Raw genomic sequence first — 24,622 nt, 5'->3', positions numbered from 1 at the left:
GGAACTGACCGGTTTTGCACCGGGAGATTCCATGAGACGTGGGTGCCCAAGGCCGCGATAATGGGTCACCTTGGATCCAGGCGGAGCCTGGACCAGCACGCGTCGCCACATGCGGGCGACCAATGAGGAGTCGATGATGGGCTTCAAGAACCCGGGCGTGAACTCTCGTCGTGCGCGTCGTCCGTATGTTCGTGCTCGCGCGGCAGGATCGCCGGCGATGAACGGGACGGCACGCCTCGCGTCTCTTGCCGGCGGGCTGGATCGCCCGAGTGTGGATCAACTCGAGAAGCGGCAGTTGCTCTTCTCGCTGACGATCACACCAGCCGACATCGATCCCGCGACGGGCATCGGCACGGTTCGCCAGGCCTTTGCCTATGTCCTTCCCTCGCTGATTCCACCGGCCGCCATCGAGCAGCAGCAGCAACAGACCGAGGACCGGACCGAAGACTTCAACGACGACAATCCGGGTGCGGCCGGCAGCGGGACGTTCTTCACCGATTCTGGCATCCAGATCCTTCACAACGTGGTCCCCGCGGGCAGCATCCGCATCGAGCCGCCGGGCGCGGACAACACCGAGCGATACCTCCGCGGATCGCTCGCCAATGCCGGGGACTTCATCTCGTTCAAGGTGTTCGACGATCCGGATAATCCCACTGGACCGGCCGGGGCCACACGCGTGCAGTTCACGGTGACGGGCGATGGCGGGCTCGACAACACGGGGCTCGATACCGCGCGGATGCGCATCACGCTCCGCAGGGCGAACGTTGTGATCGCCACGTTTACCGGGCCGCAGATCGACGCGCTGATCCAGAATGCGCAGGGCCCGGTCGCCAATGGCGTGGGCAACTTCGTGATCGACGGTCCTGTGGACGATCCGTCCTTTGACGAGGTCCGCATCGAGACGCTCACGGCGCCGGGGGCTGGCATCAACCCCGCGTTCCGAGTGGATGATCTCGCCTTCACCATCCCCACACCCCAGTTCGCGGGATTCATCGACGGTCGCGTCTTCGGCGCGCTCGCGGTGCTTTCCGGACCGGTCGGAGCGACGGTGACGATCACCGATCTCCTCGGGGCCGATGTTGCGGCGAGCCTCGCCGGACACATTCGCCCGAACGGCACGCTGGCGCTTGCAGATCTCAACGACGACGGCATTCCCGACGCCGGATTCAACGGCATCGGCGCCATTCGTTTCACCGGGACCGACTCTCGCACGGCGTTCTCGCTCGTCGGCGGCGTGATCGAGGAGTCCGACACACCCGTGGCGGACGCGGATCAGTCCGAGGGCACGTCCTTCTTCACGATCACGGCCGACCTGGCCGGATTCGCGGACGAGTTCGAGGACGCGGGATTCGGGTTCTACCGCGACCCGCAGGGCCAGGGCAACTTCGTCGTCCACGGTCTTCCGCCGGTTGCCGGTTCGGTGATGGTCGGCTCCCCCTTCGTGAATACGTCGGGCTCGAATCCGCGGGCGATTGCCCCAGGCGCGAACGGTGAGGGCGGTGGCAACTTCACCAACCCCACCCAGGGTATTTTTGTCGATGGCGGCATGCCCATGGGTTCGGTGCTCGTCCACGGCACGGTCTTCGGGTCGTCGGTCTACACCGGCGCTGTCGATCGCATCGCGGTGGTCAATCAATACGGCAGCATCCGTGTCAACGGCGATCTCGGGTCGCTGATCGTGGGTGGCGAGGCGGGGACGGTCTCGCCGGACGAGGGCAACCAAGGCGGCCGTGATGGCGTCTTGAAGACCAATGGTCAACTCGTCGTCGGCCGCACACTGGGTCAGTTCATCGTCGCCGGACGTTCGGATTTGGACGTGACCGTGACCGGCGACCTCAACTCGCCGCTCACGATCCCCGCGCGAGACACCTTCACGTATTACGAGAGCGAGTTCGTTCTGGGCATCAATCCGAACACGGACCCGATCAACGTGATGCGACAGCTGGTGAACAACACGAACTTCACCGCGCGGCAGCCCTCGGATCTCTTCCGCGCGGTCGATCAGCCTATTCCGTTCGGTGCCGGCTTCCTCCGCAACGACTCGCTCATCTCTGCCGAGTTCGTCGGATCGGTCTCGACGGGTGTCCGCATCATCGGCGACATCTCCGGGCAAAGCCCCTTCGACGCCGAGGACAAGTCCGACGTGTACAGCTTCGCGGTTGATGGGACCCAGGACATCGTGATCGAGGCGATCGGCGACGGCGTGGGGTATATCCGCATCATGGACGCCCAGGGGCATCGCCTGGCGGCGCCCGAGGATGTCACCGGTGCGGGGACGCCATTTGCCGGGCAGTTCCGCTTCCGTCCCGACGGACCCGGCGTGTACTACCTCGTTGTGACCGATGGCAACTTCGGCGAGCCCGACAACAACTTCGGCAATGCCTCATACTCGATCGCGCTCACAGGGCTCTCGCCGGTCGCGGCCGGCCTGATTCGCACGGGCGGTTCGATGGGCCGGGGTGCGGCGTCGAACGTGCTGAACGTGCCAACCGGAAGCATCGGTGTCATGCGTGTCGGTACCGGCGTGTTCGACGGCGACGCCGACGCCACGATCGAGAGTTTCGTCAACAACTATGACGGGCTTGCGATCGACGAACTCATGTCGTGGCACGGCGGGACGTACACGCTCGGTGGGACGCTCTTCAGCCTCATCGCCGGGTCGGACATCGGCGGTGCCGCACAACTCACTTCCGCGATTACGCTGAACGTCGGCGGCAATGTCGGACAGATGTACACGGGACTCCATCCGGTGGTCGGCGGCGGCCCCGCCGAGGGCGATCTCAACTCGTTCAACCTCCGCGTCGGCGGCTCGATCGGGTACGTCAACATCTCCGGCGGCGTCGGGATGAACCAGGACGCCCAGGATCCGCTCGCGCCCGCCGACCCCGACACCATCACCTTCGTCACCGGCACCAGCGGCGGGCGGGGCGATATCGGATACATCCGCACCGGCTTCCACGTTGCCGGTGACACCTGGAATATCCAGACCTCGCCAGGCTCCACCATCGGCGCGTTCCTGGTCAGCCAGGATTCCTATGGGCCGACGACCGACCAGGACCGTTGGGGCATCTATGGCGGCACGCTGGGCCTCCCGATCACCTCGGGTTTCGGGTCTGATGTCCGTTTCTTCGACACGCCCAAGGTGGACCTCGACGCCGGACCGCAGACGTCGTTCCTCCTCCAGCCGAACCAGTCGATCGAGTTCGTGGACGACGCGGGCGCGCGCGTGCAGATCACGATCGAGGGGGGGCTGCAGCAGAACCCCGCCGCGGTCATCACGGTGCTCCCCATCGACGGGTCGCAGGGTGTGACCATCGCGTCGATCATCGCGGATCTGACCGGGGGCGCGATCCTTCGCGTGACCGGCGTCTCGGCGGGCGGGGGCGCATCGCCCGGCTCGGTCGGGATCGGGCGAATCATCATCGCCAACCACGATTTCAACTCGGCGGTCGAGATCTCCGGGAATGTTGAGATCGACGTGTATCGCACCGAGATCAACGCCGGAGGGGCGACGTTTGCGCACATCGGGAACTCCACGCCCGGCGGCGACATGGTGACCATCGATGCCGACACGCTCAACGCGCTCGATATCACGCGCGGCAGCCTCGGCTCGACCCAGATGCCCGCCTGGGGACCGCGCCGCATTGGCGTGGAACTCGGCGTGGTGGACGGCCTTCAGGGTGGCGTCGGCGGTCCATTGGGCGTCAACACCGACTCCATCGTCACGAACTACAACGGGAACATCTATCGCCCGCTCGACGACGACTCCATTGCCACGGGCAATGCCTACCTCGAGGACCTCGGCGTTCCCTTCGACGAGTTCCTCAATGGGCTGGTCGTTCGCAACGGCGGGATCGCCGCGATCAACGTCGCTCGCTCGGTCGGCGACGTGATCCTCCAGACCGCGCCCTCCGATGTGCCCGGGACCACCGCGCGCGACGGCGAGATCGCTTCCATCAACGCGAACTCCGATGGCGTGACGCCCTTCGGCGCGTTCGACGGTGTCGTTGGCTCCATCTACGCGGGCGATATCAGCCAGATCAACATCGGCGATGGCCTGCGCAACACGGTCGATTCGCCCTTCGCCAGCGCCGGCATCTTCGCCATCGACGATATCGGCCGCATCTATTCCTCACGACCCAGCGGCGTCATCCTCTCCGGCCCGATCGTCGCGTCCAACGCCAACGACCCGCAGGTCGATGGCGAGACGCAAGGCATCGGCCGCATCGAGATCAGCAACGGCTCGATCATCGACGCGGACATCAACGCCGCGGGCATCGACACGTGGTGGCAGTCGTACCTCTTCACCCAGCCGGCCCTCCCGACGGGTGACATCAACGAGGTCATCGGGACCAACACCAACTTCTATCGCTCGAACATGCGAGGGAGAACGCTCAACAACTTCTCGCTCAACAACGGCTACTACGACGCCTCGACGACGCGGATCTTCGGGCGAATCCGCAATATCAGCTTCCTGGGCACGCGGAACAGCACGCTCGAGGGCCCGATCCTCAAGGTGCGGGACAATCTCATCTCCACGCCGGAGAATCTCGAGAATCTCACCATCGCCCAGAACATGAACGACCTGACGATCAACGTCGTCGGCTCGGTCACCGGGCGCATCCAGGCCCGCAACATCTCGCGCTCGATCGTCGGAGTCGCCAACACGCTGCAGAACGTGCAGGTCGCCGAGCGGATCAAGTCCAGTTCCTTCGTCCTCGGCCGTCTCCCCACGCTCAACGCGGGAATCAGCGTGGAGAGTTCCGAGTTCATCGTCTCGGGTCCGATCCAGAACTTCACCACGGGCGAGCGCATCGCCAACACCCGCATCGAGGTCTCCGGGCCCGACGGGCGCATCGATTCCATCACCACACGCGACCTCTTCTCGGGCTCTGTCGCCGTCTCCGGCCCGATCACCTCGATCCGTGTCACGCAGGGCGACCTCGAAGCGGCGATCGACACGACCGGAACCTTCGGCAACGTCACCCGCCTCACCGCAGGCCGGGATCTCAAGATCTCGGGCACGATCTCGGGCAATGTCTCCGAACTCACGGCGGGGCGCCATATCGGCGACCTGGAGAATCGATCCGCGATCGTCGTTCGAGGCGATCTCTCCACGGCGACGGCCTCGACCGGGCGGCTGTACGCCGACCTCCGCGTCGGTGGGACGATCGGCACCGTCTCGATGAACTCGTCGTCCAGTAAGATCGGCAAGGCCGAGGCCGGCGAAGGCTCCATCATCGCCTTTGGCGCTATCAACAATGTTGCGATCCGCGGCGACTTCGGCGGCGACATCATCAGCTACTCGGGCGGGATCAACTCCGTCACGATCACCGACGGCTCCTTCCTCCCGGGCCGGACCATCGCGGCCTACTCCGCCTCCATCGCCAGCCTTGTCATCACCAACGGCAACCTCTACGGCAACGTCCACGCCGACGTAAACATCACGCTCCTCCGCGTCGCGGCGGGCGCCGATGGCGTCTTCGGCGATATCGGCATCAATCCCAACCTGAGCCAGTTCGCCGCCTACGACGCGCTGCGCAATCAACTCCCGCCGGGCATCGCGATCTCTTCAGACGTGCAAGGCCCGACGATCTCTGCGGGTGAGAAAATTGTCAATCTCAGCGTCACCGGCGGCAGCGTGTTCGAGGCGACCTTCTTCGCCGGCCGGTCCATCGACGCGATCGCCATCAACGGCAGCGTCGCGAACGATTTTGCGACCCCTGGCGTGGGCACGGTCTTCGCCGCGGGCGACACGATCACCAACATCTCGATCACCGGCTCGGTCGCCAACGCCGCCTTCGTCGCCGGCGTCGTGAACTTCGGGTCAGACAACCGCCTGGGCGGCGTCGGGAGCGCGGCGGACCTCATCAAGTCTGGCGACATCGCGACCGTCTCCATCTCGGGCTCGGCCTCCAACACCTCCTTCTCCGCGGGCATCCTCGCCGGCGCCGACGGCGTGTACAACACCGTCGACGACCGCGTCGCCCCGGGCCTCTCCTTCATCAACGCGATCAACATCGCCGGGACCGCGACTAACGTCACGGCCTATGGCGACACGATCTCTTCCGCTGTCGCGAACAACGCGAAACTCAGCGTCGCCGCCGCGGGCATCGCCACCAGCGATCCCGCCATCGACTCGGGCATCGGTATCCCCGGCACCCAGTTCAGCGGCACGCAGACTTTCAACATCGGTGGCGGCACGGTCACGCTCACATTCTCCGGCCCCGGCCAGGCCTTCTTCGATTCCAACATCCTCAAGGTCACGCTCCGCAGCACGACCACGGCCTCGTCGCTCACCGTCTCCTCGACTCTTGCCTCACTGACCAACTTCGACATCGTCTCGAACGACGACGCTTCACTGGGCACGCTCACCGTGAACCCCGGACTCGCCGGCGGGTCCGACGTTGTGATCGACGGCAACGTCAACAACGCCCGCTTCACCTCGGTCGCCACGACCGGCAGGATCTCCATCGGCGGCAACGTCAACGCCTTCACCTTCGACGATCTGACCGCCGCCCAGATTTCCGCACGCACCATCCAGACCTTCACCGTCAACGGGGCGTTCGGCAACGTGAATCCCGCCGTCGTCAACGATGTCAATGTCTTCGCTCTCTCCGCGGGGACCATCGCCCTTCGTAACGGCGCCCGCGGCGCGATCTCTATCGATCGCGACGCTGCGGCCATCAACATCACCGGCACGGCCGAACGCTCGACCTTCCGCGTCGGCGGCTCACTCGGCTCCTTCACCTCGGGCGAGGTCCGCACAACTGTCGTCTCGGTTGGCAAGTCCCTCACCACCGCCACGGTCAACGGCTCGTTCTTCGACTCGGCCATCCTCGGCGGTGTTGATCTGGGAACCGACGGCTTCTATGGCGGCACGGGTCTCGCCGCCGATCGCGCCGGCGCCGGCTCCATCGGCAACGTCACGATCAACGGCAACTTCCAGGAGTCCGACATCATCGCGGGCTTCCTCCGCGGGCCCGATGGGTTCTTCGGGACGGCCGACGACTCCGTCGCTGGCGGTCTCTCCACGATCGGGAGCGTCAACATCTCCGGCAACCAGGTCGGCTCCACCCGCTTGGGCGAGTCCTACCGCATCGCCTCCAGCGGCACGCTGGGCACCGTCCGCCTCGCCGGCCAGAACGTCACCAACCCCATCGGCAACTTCGCGACCGACGCCCAGAAGGGCAAACTCGCCCCCGCCGATCTCCAGGTCACCGATATCGTCTGGGGCACAAGCGGCACGACCTTCACCGCCACGCTCCAGTTCAATCAGCCCGTCAACGCCAGCACGATCTCCAGCGCCCTCTCGGTCCTCGAGGTCCGTGGCAATGGCGCCCAGACGATCCGCCTGATCGAATCGATCGACTTCAACGTCTCCTACAACAACACAACCAACGCCGCGGTCATTACTTTCAGTCGCGACGTGACCTCCGCGAATCTTCCTTCCGTGCCCGGAATCCCAGGCCCCGGCGTCTACCGCTTCGAACTCGACCGCGAGATCCTCCGTGGCCGATCCCTCGCCGCTCGTGTCGATGGCAACGGCGACGGCGTCTCCCTCCCCGGCGACAACTACCGCGGACACGGCATCGTCGGAGACGCCGGCGATCGCGCCCAGGCCGAGGTCTTCAACACCGCGCTCGGTCGCGTCGATCTCTACGCACCAATCTCGCTCGATCTCCTCCTCGATAATCCCAGCGACCCCGACGGTCTCCCCGAAGTCAACACGCCCATCACCATCCGCGGATTCATCGGCGACAATCCCGACCACAACCCGCTTTTCTCGACCTCCGCCGACACCGATGCCTACACCATCACGCTCATCGAAGGCCAGATCCTCCGGATCTCGCCTCTCACCGGCTCGGCCAACCTGGCCAACTTCCTTGTCCTCGATCCCGATGGCGTCGCGGTGACCCCCGCCGACGCGGTCGATCTTCCCGTCGGCACCGAGACGCGCGCCCTGCTCGTGAAGAGAACAGGCCTCTACACCATCGTGGTGACCAATCTCGATTCCCTACCCGGCCAGGGCGACCTCCAGACACTCGATCCGATCCCCGGCGGCGTCGGGGACTACTCCTTCACCATCGATGTCTTCGACGACCACAACACGGGCTTCACCAGCACCACCGATTCCGCCGATGGCCAGTCCATCGCCACCGCTCCGGGTTCCACGCTCTTCGCCGGGCCCGACGGCAACTTCGGCACCGCCGACGACCTCGGCTCCATCGTGGTTGGCGATACCACCTTTACCGTGGCCGCGGGCGCCGATGCTATCCTGGGGACCGCCGACGACGTTGTCACCGGGACCAACGGGCACGGCATCACCACCTCGAGTTCCGCCGGGTCGCAGTCCACAGTGATCAACTCCTCGATCGGCCCGGCCGGCCGCGCGGGCGTCCCGAATCTCCCCGTCGCCGACGTCGATGTCTACCACCTCAACAACCGCGACCCGATCGTCCCGGGCACACGCATGCGGATCACCCTCCGCCTGGCGCGCACCGGTGCCGATCTCGGCTTCCTCACCTCAGGCGAGGTCCAGTTCGGCCTCTTCGACACCTCCGCCTCCTCGTCCATCGACGACGCGGTGATGGTCTTCTCGCCGAGCGACTTCACTCCGATCGCCGCCGACGGCCCGCGCACGATCGCCTCCAGTTCATCGACGACTTATGGCTACGACGCCTCGGGCGACTTCTTCATCGATTTCATCGTCCCCGAGCGGTTCGACACGCCGGGACAGGCCGGCACCTTCGCCCTCTATATCCAGGGCGTCAACAACACCGACTACACCGTCGAGATCGTCACCCAGGGCCAGGGCCAAATCACCCGCGGCACCCAGAACTTCCTCATCGAGACCAACGGCGGCACGATCAACTGGCTCGAGCCCGCGGGTCTCGCGACCTCACTCATCCCCTTCTCCGCCTCGACTCTCGGGTTCAACGGCGTCGTCGTGGGGACGCAGTCCGCCGACGACTACATCCGCCAGCAACTCGTCGCCTCGCTCAACGCCCTTTTCCAGGGCGCTCTGGGTCAGAACGCCGGTTTCGACGCGAACTTCTCCACCAACGCCGCCGATTTCGAGTTCCAGCCCTTCTCCACCATCTTCCTCACGTCGTCGTCCGATCCCATGACGCTCATCTTTGAGGGTCCGTCGCTCACCCAGCCGTTCGGCTTCTCTGAGCACTCCGATCCCTTCAATGCCGACCCCGAGGACGAGGCCGTCATCTTTGCCCCGTCCTTCGGCTCCCTGGGGTTGACCCCAAGCCAGGCCGATCTCGACAACTTCGTCCAGGCCCTCACCGCGGCGACGGCCCGCCGCGCGGGAGAACTCCTCGGCCTGCGGATCACGTCCGACAACGGCGTCGGCGGCACCTTCGACCCCTTCGCCGCCGACTCGGTGGCCAATCGCCCCGGCGCCGGCCAGGCCTACACCGTGCCCACGAACAATCGAGATCTATCCGACCGCTTCGACACCATCACCAACACCAGTTTCTACCTCGGACGCCAGGACTCGGTCTCGCTGCTCGATCGAGTGCTCGGACAGATCTAAGACGCGTCGCTCACGCCATGAAAAAGCCCGCGGGCCGTCCCGCGGGCTTTCTTGTTTCCGTGGTGGAGCCTCAAGACCTCAGGACGCGTGACGGAACTTGTCGATGTCCGGGCGGATGGTCTCGTTGTATGCCGCCGCCCGCGCCAGCCGGGCCAGGGCCTCCGACGCGTCACGCGGCACGCTCTCGAAGCGAAGCCCGATCTCGCGCTTGAACCAGCCGACGCGCTTGGACCACATCGCCCGAGCCTCGAGCACGATCAGCCCGTCGATGCTGTCGATCTCGATCGGGAAGACGTGGTTCGGGCCAGGCGGTTTCCAGCGCGTGATGATCCGCATCCCGCTCGCCGAGATGTCCTGCACATCGCCGAGATTGCAGTGCACGTTCTGGCACCGCACGCGCCCGTGACGGCGCTGGTTGATCAGGTTCGAGTACTTGTCGTTCCCGCCCGTGCTCGTGATGCCCGACGCCTTGATGGTGACGCGAACCACTGGCGGACTGGAGGCGGGCGCCTCCGCCGATTGGGGTGGGGTCTTCTCAGGGCCGTTCGATGGAGTGGGTCCAGCGCTCATAGTGCCCTCGATATCGTCGAGATCCGCGTGGTCCTTCATGCCGCGTGCGATCAGTATGCCGCCCCAATCAGCACAATCCCACCACCCGTTTATGGGACGGGCTATAGGCTTGACCATGGATCAGCCCTCCACGCCGCCGAGTTCGATTCCCTTCACGCCGTTTGTTCCAGGAAACGCTCCCGAGGCGTGCGCTCGCCAGTTTCGTGACGTGATCCGCCAGCGCCGTTCCATTCGCGAGTTCTCGGATCGTCCCGTCTCCGAGGCCGCCATCGCTGCCTGCATTGAGGCCGCCGGGAGCGCCCCCAGCGGCGCCAACAAGCAGCCCTGGCGCTTCGTCGCCATCGCCAATCCAGCGATGAAGTCCCGTATCCGCGAGGCCGCCGAAGCCGAGGAACGCGAGTTCTACTCACGTCGCGCCCCGCAAGAGTGGCTCCAGGACCTCGCCCCCCTGGGCACCGACTGGCGAAAGCCCTTCCTCGAGACCGCACCCTGGCTCGTCGCCGTTTTCAAACTCGCCAAGGACGATCCCAACGACCAGGGCACGCAGGGCCAGGTCTACTACGTGAACGAGTCCGTCGGCATCGCCGTCGGCTTCTTCCTCGCCGCGTGCCACTTCGCCGGGCTGAGCACGCTCACGCACACGCCCAGCCCCATGGGCTTCCTCGCCTCGATTCTTAATCGCCCTTCGAACGAGCGGGCGTATCTCCTGATCCCCGTGGGATATCCCGCCGAAGGCTGCCGCGTGCCCGACATCCACCGGAAACCGGTGAGCGAGATCGCCGTGTGGCATCGCTCGACGCCTTGAACACACTCAATCCAACACCCATACCATCGGCCCATGCCCATCATCGTCTTCCAGCACTCGGACATCTCGACCCCGGGCCGCCTCGGGCTCACGCTCCGTGACCACGGCCTCACACTCGACATCCGCAGGCTCGACAAGGTCTCGGGAGCTGTTCCCCACGATCTCGACGACGTCGATGGCCTGATCATCCTCGGCGGCCCGATGAACGTCACCGACATCGCCTCGCTCGCGTGGATGCAGGCCGAGGCCGAGTTCATCAAACGATGCCACGAGGCCCAGTTGCCCGTCATCGGCATCTGCCTCGGGGCCCAACTCATCGCCCACTCGCTCGGCGGCACGGTCGCCCCCAAGGCCACCCCCGAGGTCGGCTTCCGCGCCACCTCGATCACCATCCCAGGCCAGACCGAGACCATCCTCGCCGGAATCGCTTGGAACTCGCAGCAGTTCTACGCCTGCGAGCAGGAGATCACCGCGCTGCCCCCCGGCGCGACACTCCTCGCGAGTTCCAAGGGCACCAAGAACGCGGCGTACAAGGTCGGCCTGCGCACCTTCGGTTTCATCTACCACTTCGAGTGCGACCGCCCGGGCGTGGACGCGATCCTGAACTCCAGCGCCGGCCTCGCGAGCAAGATGGGGCTCCACACCACCGACCTCGCCTCACAGGTAGACCATGCCTATTCCGGCTTCGCCCGCCTCAGCGATCGCCATTGCCTCAACATCGCCCAGACCTGCTTCCCGCTCCAGCGCCGGATGCGGGCATAGCGATGGGCTCGCGTCTATCGCTCAAGGTCCCGTCGGATTTCCTCCTCAAGCGCGACGCGTGCTCGTATGGCTACTTCCTCCTCGCGCCCAACTACTGGGAGCCTGAGAGCCAGACCTTCCACCGCACGCTGACCCTCGCGAGCACGCCGGCCCGCGTCTCGATCACGCAGCCCAAGCCCAGGCGTGGCGAGCCGCTCGTCGTCCGCGCGTCACGAACGCTCACCACCCGCGAGCGCGCTGACGCCGAGGGCCAGATCTCGCGCATGCTCCGCCTCGACGAGGACCACGCGACGATGCGCGAGTTCCACCGCGTCGATCCTCGCTGGAAGAAATCCGGCCGCGGGCGCCTCTTCCGCTCCCCCTCACTCTTCGAAGACGTCATCAAAACCGTGACCAGTTGCAACGTGCAATGGCCCAGCACCGTCGTCATGAACCTGCGCCTCTGCGAGGTCGTGGGCAAGGCCTGCGACCCCGAGCACGCCTTCCCCACGCCGGCCCAACTCGCCAAGACGCGCGTGCAAACGCTCCGCGCCCGCTGCCGAACCGGGTATCGAGACGCGAGGATCGTCGAACTCGCCCGCCTCTTCACGTCGAAGCGTGATCTCGACGTGGACGCCCTCGAAGATCCCGCGACGCCAGATGATGTCGTCCGCGAACGCCTCATCGAACTCCCCGGCATAGGCCCCTACGCCGCCGCCAACATCATGCAGTTGATGGGCCGATACTCAACGCTCCCCCTCGATACCGAGTCCATCCGCCACGCGAAAACGGTCCTGGGCATGAAGGGCCCCGATCGCGCCATCCTCAAACGCCTTCACAACCACTACTCGCCCTTCGGCACGCACGCCTTCCGCAGTTACTGGTTCGAGTTGTGGGAGTTCTACGAGGCTAAACGAGGCCCGGCGTGGACGTGGGCGAGAGAGACCACGGGCCGGACGTTCACCGCGGCACAACTGAAGACCTGATCTGCCTGGCGAGTTCCGCGTGATCCACGCGATCTACTTGAGCGGATACTTCTCCACGATACTCGCCACACGCGCCCGTGTCGACTCGACGGCGGCTTTGAGCGCCGCCTCACCCTTGAGCCCCGCGCTCAGCACCGTGTCGATCATCTCGGCGATCGACTCCATGTCCGCCTCGCGCAGGCCACGCGTCGTGGTTGCGGGCGTGCCCAGGCGCACGCCGCTCGTCACGCGGGGCGGGCGCGGGTCGTTGGGGATGCCGTTCTTGTTGCACACCAGGCCCGCCATCTCGAGCCACTTCTCCGCGTCGCTCCCGGTGAGCGCCTCGCCCTTGGGCCGAAGGTCGACGAGCATGAGGTGATTGTCGGTCCCGCCCGTGGTGATCCGGAAGCCGCGCTTCGTGAGCGCCGTCGCGAGCGTCCTGGCGTTCGACACGACCTGAGCCGAATACGTCTTGAACTCGGGCTTCAGGCACTCGCCGAACGCGATCGCCTTGGCCGCGATGACGTGCATCAAGGGGCCGCCCTGCATCCCCGGAAAGACAGACTTATCGATCTTCTTCGCGAGTTCCTCGTCGTTCGTGAGGATCAGCCCGCCGCGCGGCCCGCGGAGCGTCTTGTGCGTCGTGGTCGTGACGACGTGCGCGTGCGGGAAGGGGCTTTGGTGAGACCCGCCCACGATCAGCCCGGCGATGTGCGCGACATCCGCCAATAGCAACGCTCCGCACTCGTCGGCAATCGCCCGGAAGCGTGCGAAGTCGATCGCCCGTGGGTACGCCGAATATCCACAGAGCAGCACCTTGGGCTTGTGCTCCAAGCACACGCTCCGCACCGCGTCATAGTCGATCCGTTCGAAGTCCTTGTGAGACGCGTCATAGTGCAGCGGATAGTGCACGGGCTTGAAGTAGACGCCCGAGAAGTTGATCTTCATCCCGTGCGAGAGGTGCCCGCCGTCCTTGAGCACGAGGCTCGCGAACGTGTCGCCGGGCTGCATCAGCGCCATGAACGCGGCGGCGTTGGCCTGCGCCCCCGAGTGCGGCTGCACGTTCGCGAACCTGCACCCGAACATCTGCTTTGCCCGCTCGATCGCGAGCGACTCGACCGCGTCGTGGAACTCGCACCCGCCGTAGTAGCGCGCGCCGGGATATCCCTCGGCATACTTGTTTGTGAGGCATGTCCCCATCGCGTGCATGACGGCCGGCGAGACGTGGTTCTCGCTCGCGATGAGTTCCAGCGTCGAGTGCTGGCGGGCACGCTCCTTCGCGATCAGTGCGCCGACCTGCGGGTCGTGCGAGGCGAGGAAGTCGATGACGGACGCGGAGATAGGATCGTGGTGGGTGGGCATATGAGAATGATATGGGTTTCAGGCAGACTTCAGTGTGTCAAGATGTCTCCGCGATTTGAGACGAAGTGTTACACTGATTCATGCTCGTCCACTGCCCCCTCGATCCTGCCGCTCGTGCCCGGGCTGTCGCCTTGGAGACGACGCTTCTTGTCCATGGCGTCCCCAAAGAGTCCGCCCCGGTTCTTGCCACGGAACTCTCGGCGATCGTCCGCGAGGAGGGTGCCGTGCCGGCGGTGGTGGGGGTGCACGCGGGACGCCCGATCGTCGGCATGACCGACGCCCAGGTACGTGACCTCCTCGAAGCGACGAGCGTGCCCAAGGCCAACACGGCCAATCTCGGCGCGTGCCTCTTCCGCGAGTCTCATGCCGCCACGACCGTCGCCACCACCATGGAACTCGCCGCTCAGGCCGGTGTGCGACTCTTCGCCACGGGCGCGCTCGGCGGCGTCCACCGAAACTTCGCCCAGCATCTCGATATCTCGGGCGATCTGCAGGCTCTGGTGCGGTTCCCCGTCGCGGTTGTCTCGGCGGGTGTGAAGGGACTCCTCGATGTCCACGCCACCCGCGAGGCCCTCGAGACCCTCGGCATCCCTGTTGTCGGCTTCCAAACCGACCGCTTCCCCGCCTTCTACGTCCGCGACGGCGGCACCAGCGTCGACGCCCGATTCGATGACGTCGATGATCTCGCTCGATTCATCGCCTTTGAACTCAATCGGACCGGCCGCGGCCTCGTCATTGCAAATCCGATCGCCGAGCAGGATGCGATTCCCGAGGCCCAGTGGTCCCGCTGGTTAGCCCAGGCGGTCGAGGCGGCCGGTGACACCGCGACGGGCCGCGACGCCACCCCGGCGATTCTCGGACATCTCCATCGCCTCTCCGGCGGCAAGACCCTGGCCGCCAACATCGCCCTAGTGAAGTCCAACGCACGACTCGCCGCGCGACTCGCGAGCAGACATTCCCGAATCGGGTAATGTTAGGGTTGAGTTGCACGCCGGTCTGATAGACTCATGGAGACTACACGCCGATGACTTTCGGCGTGAAGGAGCGACGGATGCGAGACGGAGCCTCGAAAACGTGCCGTGGGCTATGGGTATCGGCTGTCGCCTTGGTGGTCGCCGCGCCGATCGTGTGCGCCCAGGACAGCGTTTCGACCAATGGCGAGGGCGGCAACGGTCTTCCCGGTGACGCGCTCTATCCCTGGTCATCTGGCATTCCGCAGCGCGCGTCGTACATCGTGGACACCGCGCCCATCACGACCTCATGGGGCACGACGTTCGGCCTCGCACCAATCGCCAAGTCGAGCCTCCCCGGCGCCGGCAACACCACGCGCTTCACGATGCTCAACGGCGCGTCGTCCATCAGCCAGACCATACGCCGTGGGCGCCCTTTCCCCAGCGCGTCGTACAGCCTCTGGACCCAGGCGGGCGGCGGCGTCAACACCTCGCGCAACAACACAGCCCTCGTCTCCACCGTCACGCCCACGGGCACGGCCTCGGTCTTCTCGATCGGCTTCCTCGATTTCTGCGACGTGCAGATCCTCACGAATCTGGGATTCATCAACCAGGTCGTTGGTGCGCAGGTCGCCTTTGATCCCGCAAATCCCACACGCTTCTATGTGACGCGCGTCCTCGCCGCGAACAACTCGCCCGCCGCCTCGCAACTCGACCGCAGCCAGTTCGGCTACGGCGGCGTCGATGCCGACGGCAACATCGTCTTCCGTGCCGATTCCACGACCGCCCTCGGCACCACCAATCTCATCCAGGGCGACAACCTCTTCCGCGTCACCCTTGCCAGCCGTACCACGAGCACCAACTCCATCGACACCGCCGGCGCCTCCGACACCGGCGCCTCCACGCGCCTCCTCAACAACAGCAGCGTGATCCACGCCACGCCCAACTTGATCCCCAGCGAGATCGAGGGCCGATCGATCCTCCTTGCTGCCGATTTTGCTCGCCACTACGTCTTTGAATCGGCACCGAACGTGCTCTCAACCTCCTCCGCCCACCTCGCCGCCGCCGCCGACCATCGTGGCGGCATCACGTTCTCACCGACCACGTTCTTCATGGGAACCATCGGAACCGGCGCCGCACTCGCGCAAACCACGCCCAACGGATCGGTCAACGCCATCCACGTCTTCGGCATCACCTCCGGCGGCACACCGGGCACACCAACCGTCTTCACACTTCCTGGCGTGCTCACCGACGCCTGCGACAGCCTCTCCTGGCCCCTCCTCGGCGGGAGTTTCCGCGGCTACGACAGCCAGGTCGCCTTCCGCGGCGGCTCGTCCCAGGTCGCCGTCGGCAAAGACCAGTTCGCCCAGTGGCTCGTTGCCGCCACCGTCTACCGAGGCTCGTACACCGGCGCCGGCGGCGGCACACCCGCCAACCCCTTTGATGCCATCGCTGTCGGCCGCCTCGATGTCCCCGGAATGCAGACGTCTCCGGACTGGTCCCTCGCCGCGTGGGTCCGCAGCGATGTTCTCGACGGCAAGGTCATTCGAGGCGATGCGGGCGCCGACGGCGTCTTCGGTACCGCCGACGCTGGGGAGGGCGATGGGCTTATCTCGGCCCTCGACGCCCCCATAGGGCGACTCGCCTCGATGTCCGAACTCGCCATCGGAAAGGCGGGGCCTTCGATCTCCTCGCCGATGTTCGACTCGGTCGGCAACATCTACTTCGTCGCCTCGTTCGTGCAGAAGCGAGTCTCGGGCCCATCGGTCGTCCAAGACGACTTCGGCATCGGCCTCTTCCGCGCGGTCTATAACCCCGCGACGTTCTGCTACGCCCTCGAACTCGTGCTCCGCGAGGGCACGACTGTCATGGGCGCCAACTCTGCCACACCCTACCGCATCGCGGCCCTGGGTCTCGCTGATGGCGACTCCATCGCCTCCAACGCCCCATGGGCCAATAGCATCTCGGCCGGTGCATGGAATGCGATCCCCCTCGGCGGCCTCGAGCCCAAAGACCCGCAAACCCTCGGTGGCCTCGTCCTCTCTGCACGCATTCTTTACGACACTGACGCCAACGGACTGTTCGAGGATCCCACTCTTCCCGGCGGCAACGCCGCGAGCGTCGATCAGGCCTACAACGTCGCCCTTCTCCTCGCCAACACCACCGGTGCTGTTGCCTGCGTCGCCGACGTGGACAACGGCTCTGGCTCGGGCGTCCCCGACGGCGGCGTCACCATCGACGACCTGCTCTACTACATCGACAACTTCAACGCTGGCGACCTCTCCGCCGATGTAGACGACGGCAGCGGCCTGGGTATCCCCGACGCCGGCGTCACCATCGACGATCTTCTCTATTACCTGTTCCGCTTCGGCCTTGGCTGCTGAGACGTCCGAAGTCCACGAACGGTCGCGACGCATAACGATCAAGCGTGACCGCCGAACAGGCGCATCCCGCACGTGATCGTCTCACGCCCTCCCGGTCGTCGCGTCGCTCCCCGATTCCCGCAACTTCTCCAGCGTCTCGCGCAGTTGCCGCTGAAGCAGCCCCACGCGCAGCATCGACCGCACCCTTGTCAACAGTTCCAGCCGATTCACCGGCTTGGTCAGGAAGTCGTCCGCCCCCGAGTCCACCGCCCGTTCGACATCGCCCACCTCGTTGAGCGCCGTCACCATCAGCACCGGAATGTGCCGCGTCCCAGCGTCCTTCTTGATCCGCGCGCACGCCTGGAATCCCGACATTCGAGGCATCATCACGTCCATCAGCACCAGATCCGGCAACTTGGCCTTCACAGCGTCCAACGCCTCCAGCCCGTCCTTCGCCGTCCGTAACTCGCACTTGAGGTCATCGAGATACGCCAGCAGCAACTCCAGGTTCTGCTCGTTGTCGTCCACGAGCAGCACCGAGCACGACGAGTAGTCCTCATCGTTGAGCGCCATCGCGTCGGTGTGTGTATTTGGATCGGGCATCAGGCTCCCTCGGTATCTTTGGCGTATCGCCCTTCGTTCTCATGGCAAGGCGTCTCGCCCACGTCTCGCACTTCAAGGACAAAAAAGAGAAGAGCGACTCGATCCGCCCCACCCGATGGACCGGGCATAGGACGCCGACTAAGACTATGCGGTCCACGAGTCCGGCGTGCACGTTCCGCGACCGCCGACCCCTGCGGTTCATCCCCGCAGTTTGTCCCACGCGTCGAATGCCTCGCCATGTCCACGCCCCCAGAATCCCGAGTTTCACTCCCCTGGAAAAACCGATTCCAGAAGCCCTCCGCCGAAGCGCTCCTCGCTCCATTGCCGGCGGACGCAAGGGGCGTCATCACCCACGCCCGTGAGGCCTTCAACGCCCTCACCGGCTCCAAAGAATCTCTCGAGTGGACCGGCCCCGCCTGGCGCTGGTCCTGGCTCTGCACCCTACCCGGGAAGCAAGGCGGACGCGTGTGGATCGTTCCCGACCCCGCCGCCATCCTTCTCATCGTCGAACTCGACGCGGCCTCCCTCGAGAAGGCGAACGGCAAGAAGGCCCCACGCCACGTCCGCGATGCCGTCGCTGGTTCCACGCCCGTTGGTCCCAATCGTTGGTGCCAATGGGCGCCCACCAACCCGAGCGAATTGGACGAGATCGTCGCCGCGATTCGGGCCTGCATCGCCCCATAGTCGACTCGGGGCGGGATACACGAGCCTCACACACGGTGCATAGCCTCGCCAAGATGGAGCGCGAGCGCCCTTTCGGCCGATGTCTGGTGCACACGATCGAACCACGACTCACGCACACGCCAATCACGGAGGTCGAGTTGACGATGCCACAGTTGAGGCGCACACACCAACGGGGGACCCACAACGCGGCAGTGGCGCGGGTCATGCCGCGAATCGCGGCCTGCGTCCTCGCTCTCGCCCTCACCGCCGCCACATTAGGCCAGGCCCTCACCTCCTCGGTCCGCCGCCTCGTCGCCGATCCGCGTCTCTCGGGAACACGCATCGGAGTCCAGATCATCGATTGCGCCGATGGTCGATCTCTCGCCGCGTTCAAGGAGGACGAGGCCTTCAAGCCCGCCTCCAACATGAAACTCCTGACCTCCGGCGCGGCTCTCCGTGTCCTCGGCGACTCGTTCTCCTTTAAGACCGAGATCGTTTCCATCGGCGATCGCCTCGTCATCCGCGGCGGCGGCGACCCGGCCCTGGGTGACCCCGAGGTCCTCAAGGGCATGCAACCCCCCATGAACGCCGAGGATCTCCTGAGCGTCATCGTCGAGACCGTCAGGAAAGCCAACATCACCGGCGTGGACGAGGTCGTCGTCGATGATCGCGTCTTCGATCGCGAGTACGTCCATCCTACCTGGCCTGCGGCGAATCTCACACGTCCATACAGCGCCGAAGTCTCAGGCGTCAACTTCCACGCAAACTTCGTCCGCGTCCTCCTTGCGCCGCGGCGCGGCAGTTTCGACGGCGCCCCGCCCACCATCACCCTCGACCCGGCGATGCCTTTTATCGACCTCGACAACCGCGCCCGCAGCGGCGCCATGGGCAAGAACACGCTCCGCATCGCCCGTTCCAACGATGGCCGCCGTCTCTCCTTTGTCGGCGAACTCGGATCCTCGTTCGAAGACGGCGTCAGCGTTCATGCGCCGGGAGATGTCTTTGGGCTTCTCGTGGCCGACCGCCTCTCGACGCGTGGCGTCACCGTCGCCAGGAAGGCCAGGCTCGCCGATCTCGCCGAGGATCTCTCCGGGGGCACCGTCGTCGGCATCGTCTCGACACCCATCGAGGAAGTCCTGCGTCGCTGCAACCGCGACTCCGAGAATCTCTACGCCGAGAGCCTCATGAAGCGCATGGGCCACGAGGTCACGGGTGAGCCGGGCAGTTGGACCAACGGACCCGCCGTCATGCGCATGGTCCTCTCCGAGGTCCTGGGGCCCGAGGCCTCCGCCATGACCACCGTCGTCGATGGCTCGGGTCTCAGCCATGACAACCGCGTGGCGCCATCGGTCTTCGCCCGTTGGCTCAAGGCCATGGCGACCGGCACCCACGCCGAGATGTACCGCCAGTCCCTGGCAGAACCCGGTGGCGAGGGCACACTCGAGAAACGATTCCGAAACGCCAACCTGCACAACGAGGTCCACGCCAAGAGCGGCTACATCACCGGCGTCCGCACGCTCTCGGGCTATGTCTACAACCGCGAGAACGATCATGCCGTCGCCTTCAGCATCCTCATCAACGACGCCAATACCGACGTCGAGAATCGCGTGAGCAAGGACGTTCAGGAAGATATCGTCAAAGTGATCGACGACTGGCTTGCCAGACAGCACGAGGAAAAGGTCAAGATCAGCGGCTAAACGCATCTCTCCTCGGGCCTACGCTGCGTTTTCCACACTCTTGGAGGACGTCGCGTGCCCAACAGTTATGCCGTGGTCGAGAGCGTGCTCAAGGCGATCGAGAATGAGCGCAAGGGTGCCGTCGGTCGGCTTGTCGAGTGGCTCCGCATTCCTAGCGTCAGCACCGATCCCAAGCACGCCGCCGATTGCGAGAAGGCCGCCCGCTGGGCTGGCGATCGTCTAAATGAATGCGGCTTCAAGGTCGAGATACTGCCCACGGGCACCAAGGACGAGCCGGGCCGTCCCGTCGTCCTCGCCGAGATCGACGCGAAGCCCGGTTACAACGGCCCGCACGTCCTGTTTTACGGGCACTACGACGTCCAGCCCGCCGACCCGCTGAATCTCTGGGAAAGCCCCCCCTTCGACCCCGTCATCAAGCCCGCGACCAGCGACGGCGTCGGAGAACGCGTCGTCGCACGCGGTGCCGTTGACGACAAGGGCCAGGTGATGACGTTCCTCGAGTCCTGCAGGGCATGGCACGCGACCGCCGGCCATGCCACCAACGGCGCACGCTTCACCGTCCTCCTCGAGGGCGAAGAAGAGTCCGGCTCTGAGAATCTCGAGGCCTTCGTCCAGGCCCACAAGACACGACTCGAGAAGGCCGACGTCTGCCTCATCTCCGACACCGGCATGGTCTCGCGCGACGTCCCCGCGATCACCTATGGCGTCCGCGGCCTCGCCTACACCGAGGTCACCCTGCACGCCAGCAATCAGGATCTCCACTCCGGCATGTGGGGCGGACGTTGCCCCAACCCCATCACCGAACTCTGTAAAGTCCTTGCCGGCTTGTGGGACACCGACCGCCGCGTCACCATCCCCGGGTTCTATGACGACGTGCGCGCCATTGCGCCGGAAGAACGGGCCGCCTGGGCGAAGATCCCCTTTAATCAGATCGACGCCCTCAAGAAGATCGGTCTCCCCAAAGAAGCCGACGTCGGCGAAAAGGGTTTCACCGCTCTCGAACGAGAGTGGGGGAGGCCCACCGCCGAGATCAACGGCATCTGGGGCGGATACACCGGCCCCGGCGCGAAAACCGTCATCCCCTCCCACGCCAGCGCCAAGGTCTCCTTCCGCCTCGTCGCCGATCAGAAGCCGACGGATATCTCCGAGAAGTTCTTCGACTGGCTCAAGGGGCGAACCCCGCCGGGATGCCGCTGGGAACTGACCGACATGCACGGCGGTTTCGGCGTCACGGTTCCGGTCGATTCGGCGGAGTTGAAGGCCGCCAGCCGCGCCGTCGCGCGCGCATTTGGGAACGAGCCAGCCATGATCAAATCCGGCGGCAGCATCCCCGTCGCCGGCATGCTCAAGAGCCAACTCGGCATCGACACGATCTTCATGGGCTTTGGTCTGGACGACGACCGGGTCCATTCGCCCAACGAGAAGTTCGAGTTGGAATGTCTTCGCAAGGGGACGCGCGCGCACGCCCTCTTTGTCGCCGAGATCACGGGAGCCTGAAAGTCCTTACGCCGCCTTTTTGGCGCTAACCCCAAGCGGCGGACGGGTGCTCATCTTGGCGAGTTCCCGCAGCCGCTTGTTGCGGGCCTCCTGCAACTCGGCGATCCGGGCCTTCAGGTCGCGCGAGTAGGCCTCGTTGCGGACATACATGGCGAGCGGAAACAGGAAGGCCAGCGCACTGAGGGCGGAGATGAAGCCGACCAGAATCCAAGTAAGTGTCCCGGGTTCCATGACCCATGAATCGAACGGAATCCGGGCTGACTTGACGAACCCCGGGGGCGTTCGTCTGTAGAATGTTGGTACGAACAGTCTGCTCACTTGTCCACAGGGGATCCGCCGGAGTGCGAATGCCGGATTCGAAGACCACGCGTTCTCGGACACTGGTTGGCCTCGTCGCGGCACTCGTGCTGGCGGTGCTCGCGCCCCTAACGCGCGCCCAGAGCGAGGTCACGGTCACCATCGACCAACTCGGCGTCGGGAAACGGGCCCGGATCGGGGATTGGTGCGGCGTTCGGGTTCGAATGCGTGACGCCGCGAGCAAGCCGAGGGACGTGGTCGTGCGGCTGTCCGGGCCGGACGCCGATGGCGATCACCCGGAGTACGAGCGAGTCGTCGCGCTGAATCCGAACTCCGACATCCCGGTGTGGCTGTACATGCGGCTGCCGTTCGCCTCGTCGAACGATTGGATAGTCTCGGTGCTGGAGGCCGAGGAGGATCGTGCCTCGCCGATCGGGTTCCGGGGCGGTCGCCTCCTTGGGCGAGTGAACCTGTTCTCGACGACTGGCACGCAAGGAGCCGCTGGTTCGCCGATCCCCTCGACGGCGGGTCTCATCGGCGTGCTTGGGCCGGGGCACTTCGGACTGGCGGACTATCGAGACCAGATGCAGGGGGGCGGGCCCGGAGTCTCAACGTTTGCTCAGGAAGTGAATGAGGTGGTCTCGGGGATGAGCGTGGACGACCTGCCCGATCGATGGCAGGGGCTCTCGGTGTTTGATGTGATCGTGTGGGGGCGCGGCGAGCCCGGAGCCTTGCGGGGCGAGCGCGCAAAGGCGATGCGCGAGTGGATCACGCGCGGCGGGCATCTGGTGATCGTGCTCCCGAGCGTGGGGCAGACGTGGTCGAATCCATCCACGAACGAGTTGTACGATCTGATGCCGGCGGTCACCATCGGACGACGCGAGGACGTGGACCTGGAGCCGTTGCGCGACATCTTCTATCGCGAGCGCCCTGAGGCTCGCGGGCGGACCGATCGCGACACGAGCAAGGACCCGAAGATCGTCATGCCCAACAAGTCGGTGGTGCAGACGCTGACGCCGATCCAGGGGGCTCCGATGGCGGAGGCCTGGCCGGTCGCGGCGACGCCCGACGGCGAGCCGGTGATCGTGCGTCGGCTGGTGGGTCTCGGGGCGGTAACAGTGGTGGGGTTCGACCTCAACGCGCCGGCGTTCGTGAGCGGGCGCGCCATCCAAGTCGAGCGATTCTGGAATCGAATCCTCGGCAAGCGAGGGCAGCCGATCGAGGGGCAATCGCCCGGAGTCTTCGGTCGTTCGCAACTCGTGCTCGATGAAGATCTGGGGCGGTGGGTCTCGGCGTCCGGGCGCACGGGGTCGGGGCTGCTGCTCGCGATTGTGCTCTTTGGTGTGTACTGGCTGCTGGCGGGACCGATGGCGTACATCATGTTGAAACGCCGCTCGCTGCACCATCACGCGTGGCTGGCGTTTTTCGGTTTGGCCGGGGTGTTCACGCTACTCGCGTGGACGGGGGCGACGGCACTGCGCCCGAAGACGCCGTTGATCCGGCACGCGACGTTCCTCGATCACGTCTACGGGCAGCCAGTCGATCGCGCCCGGACGTGGTTCGGCGTGATGCTGCCGGGGTATGGGCGGACGCAGGTTTCGCTCGGTGACGAGAGGCCCGGTGGCGATGGGGGAATGAGCAGCGACATCCTCGCGCCGTGGGAGGCGCCGAGTACCTCGATGGGCATGACCTTCACCGACTCGGCGGCGTACGTCGTCGATGCGCTCCGGCCTCGCGCGATGAGCGTGCCGACGCGCGGGACGATGAAGGAGTTCGTCGCGGACTGGTCGGGCCCGCCGGTGTGGAGCATGTTCCAGCCAGTGAACGTCGATGGGTCGGTGGGGTCGCTGGAGTGGGGGAAGGATGATCGCGGGCGGACGATCGTGAAGGGGAAGTTGATACACAAACTCCCCGGGTTGCTGCAACCGGCGATGGTGATCGTGGTCCGCGGTCAGCGCGACTATCCGACGAGTGTGGAGATGTGGGCGAACGGGTCGGCGTATTCCGTTTCGGAGTGGCCGGCGGACGAAGTGGTTGATTTGGAGTTGAAGTTCAAGGAGAGTGGGGGTGCCTCGACCAACGACCTTTCTGCATGGCTCGATACTCTGACCGGCAAACTGGGTGCCTCCTCGGGCATGATGATCTCGAGCACGGCCGGCGGTGATGAATGGGACCGCCTGCTGGCGCTCTCCGTCGAGCCTATGTTGGATCCGCCGGACCTCCGGTCGACCACATCCCAGCCTTCGGCGGCGTTGGTGCGTCGTGCAACACACGGTTATGACATCGCACGCTGGTTCACGCAGCCCTGCGTGATCGTAATCGGGCTGCTCGAGGATCGAGATCTGACGCCCGCGGACAAGGCCGTGCTCCCGACGCCGGTTCGCGTGGATGGCGAGGCGGTGCGGAGCGCGGGAGTGACGCTGGTGCGATGGATGTATCCGATGCCCGGGACGCTCCCCGATTTTCGTGACATGGGCACGTCGTCGCAGCCGGGCGAGACGACGACGCCGTGATGGATCGCGTGAGTGTTCTGTGACTCGTGAAGGAGACCGACGCGTG

At 65.4% G+C, this 24,622-nt stretch carries 14 protein-coding genes; 10 read left to right on the top strand and 4 right to left on the bottom strand.

Annotated features, from left to right (window positions below):
* Nucleotides 1–70 precede the first annotated feature (70 nt).
* The gene (locus tag IPK69_01305; GenBank protein ID QQS09292.1) at nucleotides 71–9,550 is read left to right on the top strand and encodes a hypothetical protein; all 9,480 of its coding nucleotides are present in this window, start codon (nucleotides 71–73) and stop codon (nucleotides 9,548–9,550) included.
* A gap of 78 nt (nucleotides 9,551–9,628) precedes the next feature.
* On the opposite strand, the gene IPK69_01300 is transcribed toward IPK69_01305, so the two are convergent.
* On the bottom strand, nucleotides 9,629–10,159 hold the full coding sequence (locus tag IPK69_01300; protein ID QQS09291.1) for a PilZ domain-containing protein: 531 nt from the start codon (nucleotides 10,157–10,159) through the stop codon (nucleotides 9,629–9,631).
* Between the two features lie 52 nt (nucleotides 10,160–10,211).
* Between IPK69_01300 and IPK69_01295 the strand changes: the two genes are divergently transcribed.
* The 3 genes from IPK69_01295 to IPK69_01285 are packed head-to-tail and all read left to right on the top strand — an operon-like array spanning nucleotide 10,212 to nucleotide 12,652.
* Nucleotides 10,212–10,925: a nitroreductase family protein gene (locus tag IPK69_01295; protein ID QQS10386.1), complete on the top strand. Its 714-nt coding sequence runs from the start codon at nucleotides 10,212–10,214 to the stop codon at nucleotides 10,923–10,925.
* A 33-nt stretch (nucleotides 10,926–10,958) separates the two neighbouring features.
* A complete protein-coding gene (locus IPK69_01290) occupies nucleotides 10,959–11,687 on the top strand; it encodes a type 1 glutamine amidotransferase (protein ID QQS09290.1) in 729 nt (242 codons plus the stop codon).
* Nucleotides 11,688–11,689: 2 nt separating this feature from the next.
* Nucleotides 11,690–12,652: a hypothetical protein gene (locus tag IPK69_01285; GenBank protein ID QQS09289.1), complete on the top strand. Its 963-nt coding sequence runs from the start codon at nucleotides 11,690–11,692 to the stop codon at nucleotides 12,650–12,652.
* A gap of 33 nt (nucleotides 12,653–12,685) precedes the next feature.
* On the opposite strand, the gene IPK69_01280 is transcribed toward IPK69_01285, so the two are convergent.
* Nucleotides 12,686–13,993 (bottom strand): serine hydroxymethyltransferase, encoded by a 1,308-nt coding sequence (locus IPK69_01280; protein QQS09288.1) that lies wholly within the window; start codon nucleotides 13,991–13,993, stop codon nucleotides 12,686–12,688.
* A gap of 80 nt (nucleotides 13,994–14,073) precedes the next feature.
* Here IPK69_01280 and IPK69_01275 point away from each other — a divergent pair, with 80 nt between their 5' ends.
* Both IPK69_01275 and IPK69_01270 read left to right on the top strand, forming a co-directional pair.
* A complete protein-coding gene (locus IPK69_01275; GenBank protein QQS09287.1) occupies nucleotides 14,074–14,964 on the top strand; it encodes a pseudouridine-5'-phosphate glycosidase in 891 nt (296 codons plus the stop codon).
* A 134-nt stretch (nucleotides 14,965–15,098) separates the two neighbouring features.
* Nucleotides 15,099–17,327, top strand: a complete 2,229-nt coding sequence (locus IPK69_01270; protein ID QQS09286.1) for a hypothetical protein — start codon at nucleotides 15,099–15,101, stop codon at nucleotides 17,325–17,327.
* An 81-nt stretch (nucleotides 17,328–17,408) separates the two neighbouring features.
* On the opposite strand, the gene IPK69_01265 is transcribed toward IPK69_01270, so the two are convergent.
* The gene (locus tag IPK69_01265) at nucleotides 17,409–17,879 is read right to left on the bottom strand and encodes a response regulator (protein ID QQS10385.1); all 471 of its coding nucleotides are present in this window, start codon (nucleotides 17,877–17,879) and stop codon (nucleotides 17,409–17,411) included.
* 267 nt (nucleotides 17,880–18,146) lie between these two features.
* Between IPK69_01265 and IPK69_01260 the strand changes: the two genes are divergently transcribed.
* The 3 genes from IPK69_01260 to IPK69_01250 all read left to right on the top strand — a co-directional run bounded on the left by IPK69_01260 (nucleotide 18,147) and on the right by IPK69_01250 (nucleotide 21,766).
* Nucleotides 18,147–18,593 (top strand): hypothetical protein, encoded by a 447-nt coding sequence (locus tag IPK69_01260; protein ID QQS09285.1) that lies wholly within the window; start codon nucleotides 18,147–18,149, stop codon nucleotides 18,591–18,593.
* Between the two features lie 203 nt (nucleotides 18,594–18,796).
* On the top strand, nucleotides 18,797–20,269 hold the full coding sequence (gene dacB / locus IPK69_01255) for a D-alanyl-D-alanine carboxypeptidase/D-alanyl-D-alanine-endopeptidase (GenBank protein QQS09284.1): 1,473 nt from the start codon (nucleotides 18,797–18,799) through the stop codon (nucleotides 20,267–20,269).
* Between the two features lie 72 nt (nucleotides 20,270–20,341).
* Complete coding sequence (locus tag IPK69_01250) at nucleotides 20,342–21,766, top strand: M20/M25/M40 family metallo-hydrolase (GenBank protein QQS10384.1); 1,425 nt, start codon at nucleotides 20,342–20,344, stop codon at nucleotides 21,764–21,766.
* A gap of 6 nt (nucleotides 21,767–21,772) precedes the next feature.
* Here IPK69_01250 and IPK69_01245 read toward each other — a convergent pair whose 3' ends face one another.
* A complete protein-coding gene (locus IPK69_01245; GenBank protein ID QQS09283.1) occupies nucleotides 21,773–21,997 on the bottom strand; it encodes a hypothetical protein in 225 nt (74 codons plus the stop codon).
* 116 nt (nucleotides 21,998–22,113) lie between these two features.
* Here IPK69_01245 and IPK69_01240 point away from each other — a divergent pair, with 116 nt between their 5' ends.
* Complete coding sequence (locus IPK69_01240; GenBank protein QQS09282.1) at nucleotides 22,114–24,576, top strand: hypothetical protein; 2,463 nt, start codon at nucleotides 22,114–22,116, stop codon at nucleotides 24,574–24,576.
* The last annotated feature ends 46 nt before the right edge of the window (nucleotides 24,577–24,622 follow it).

The sequence above is a fragment of the Phycisphaerales bacterium genome, from assembly GCA_016699835.1.
Classification (GTDB): domain Bacteria; phylum Planctomycetota; class Phycisphaerae; order Phycisphaerales; family UBA1924.
This window is presented reverse-complemented; position numbering and strand designations above follow the sequence as displayed.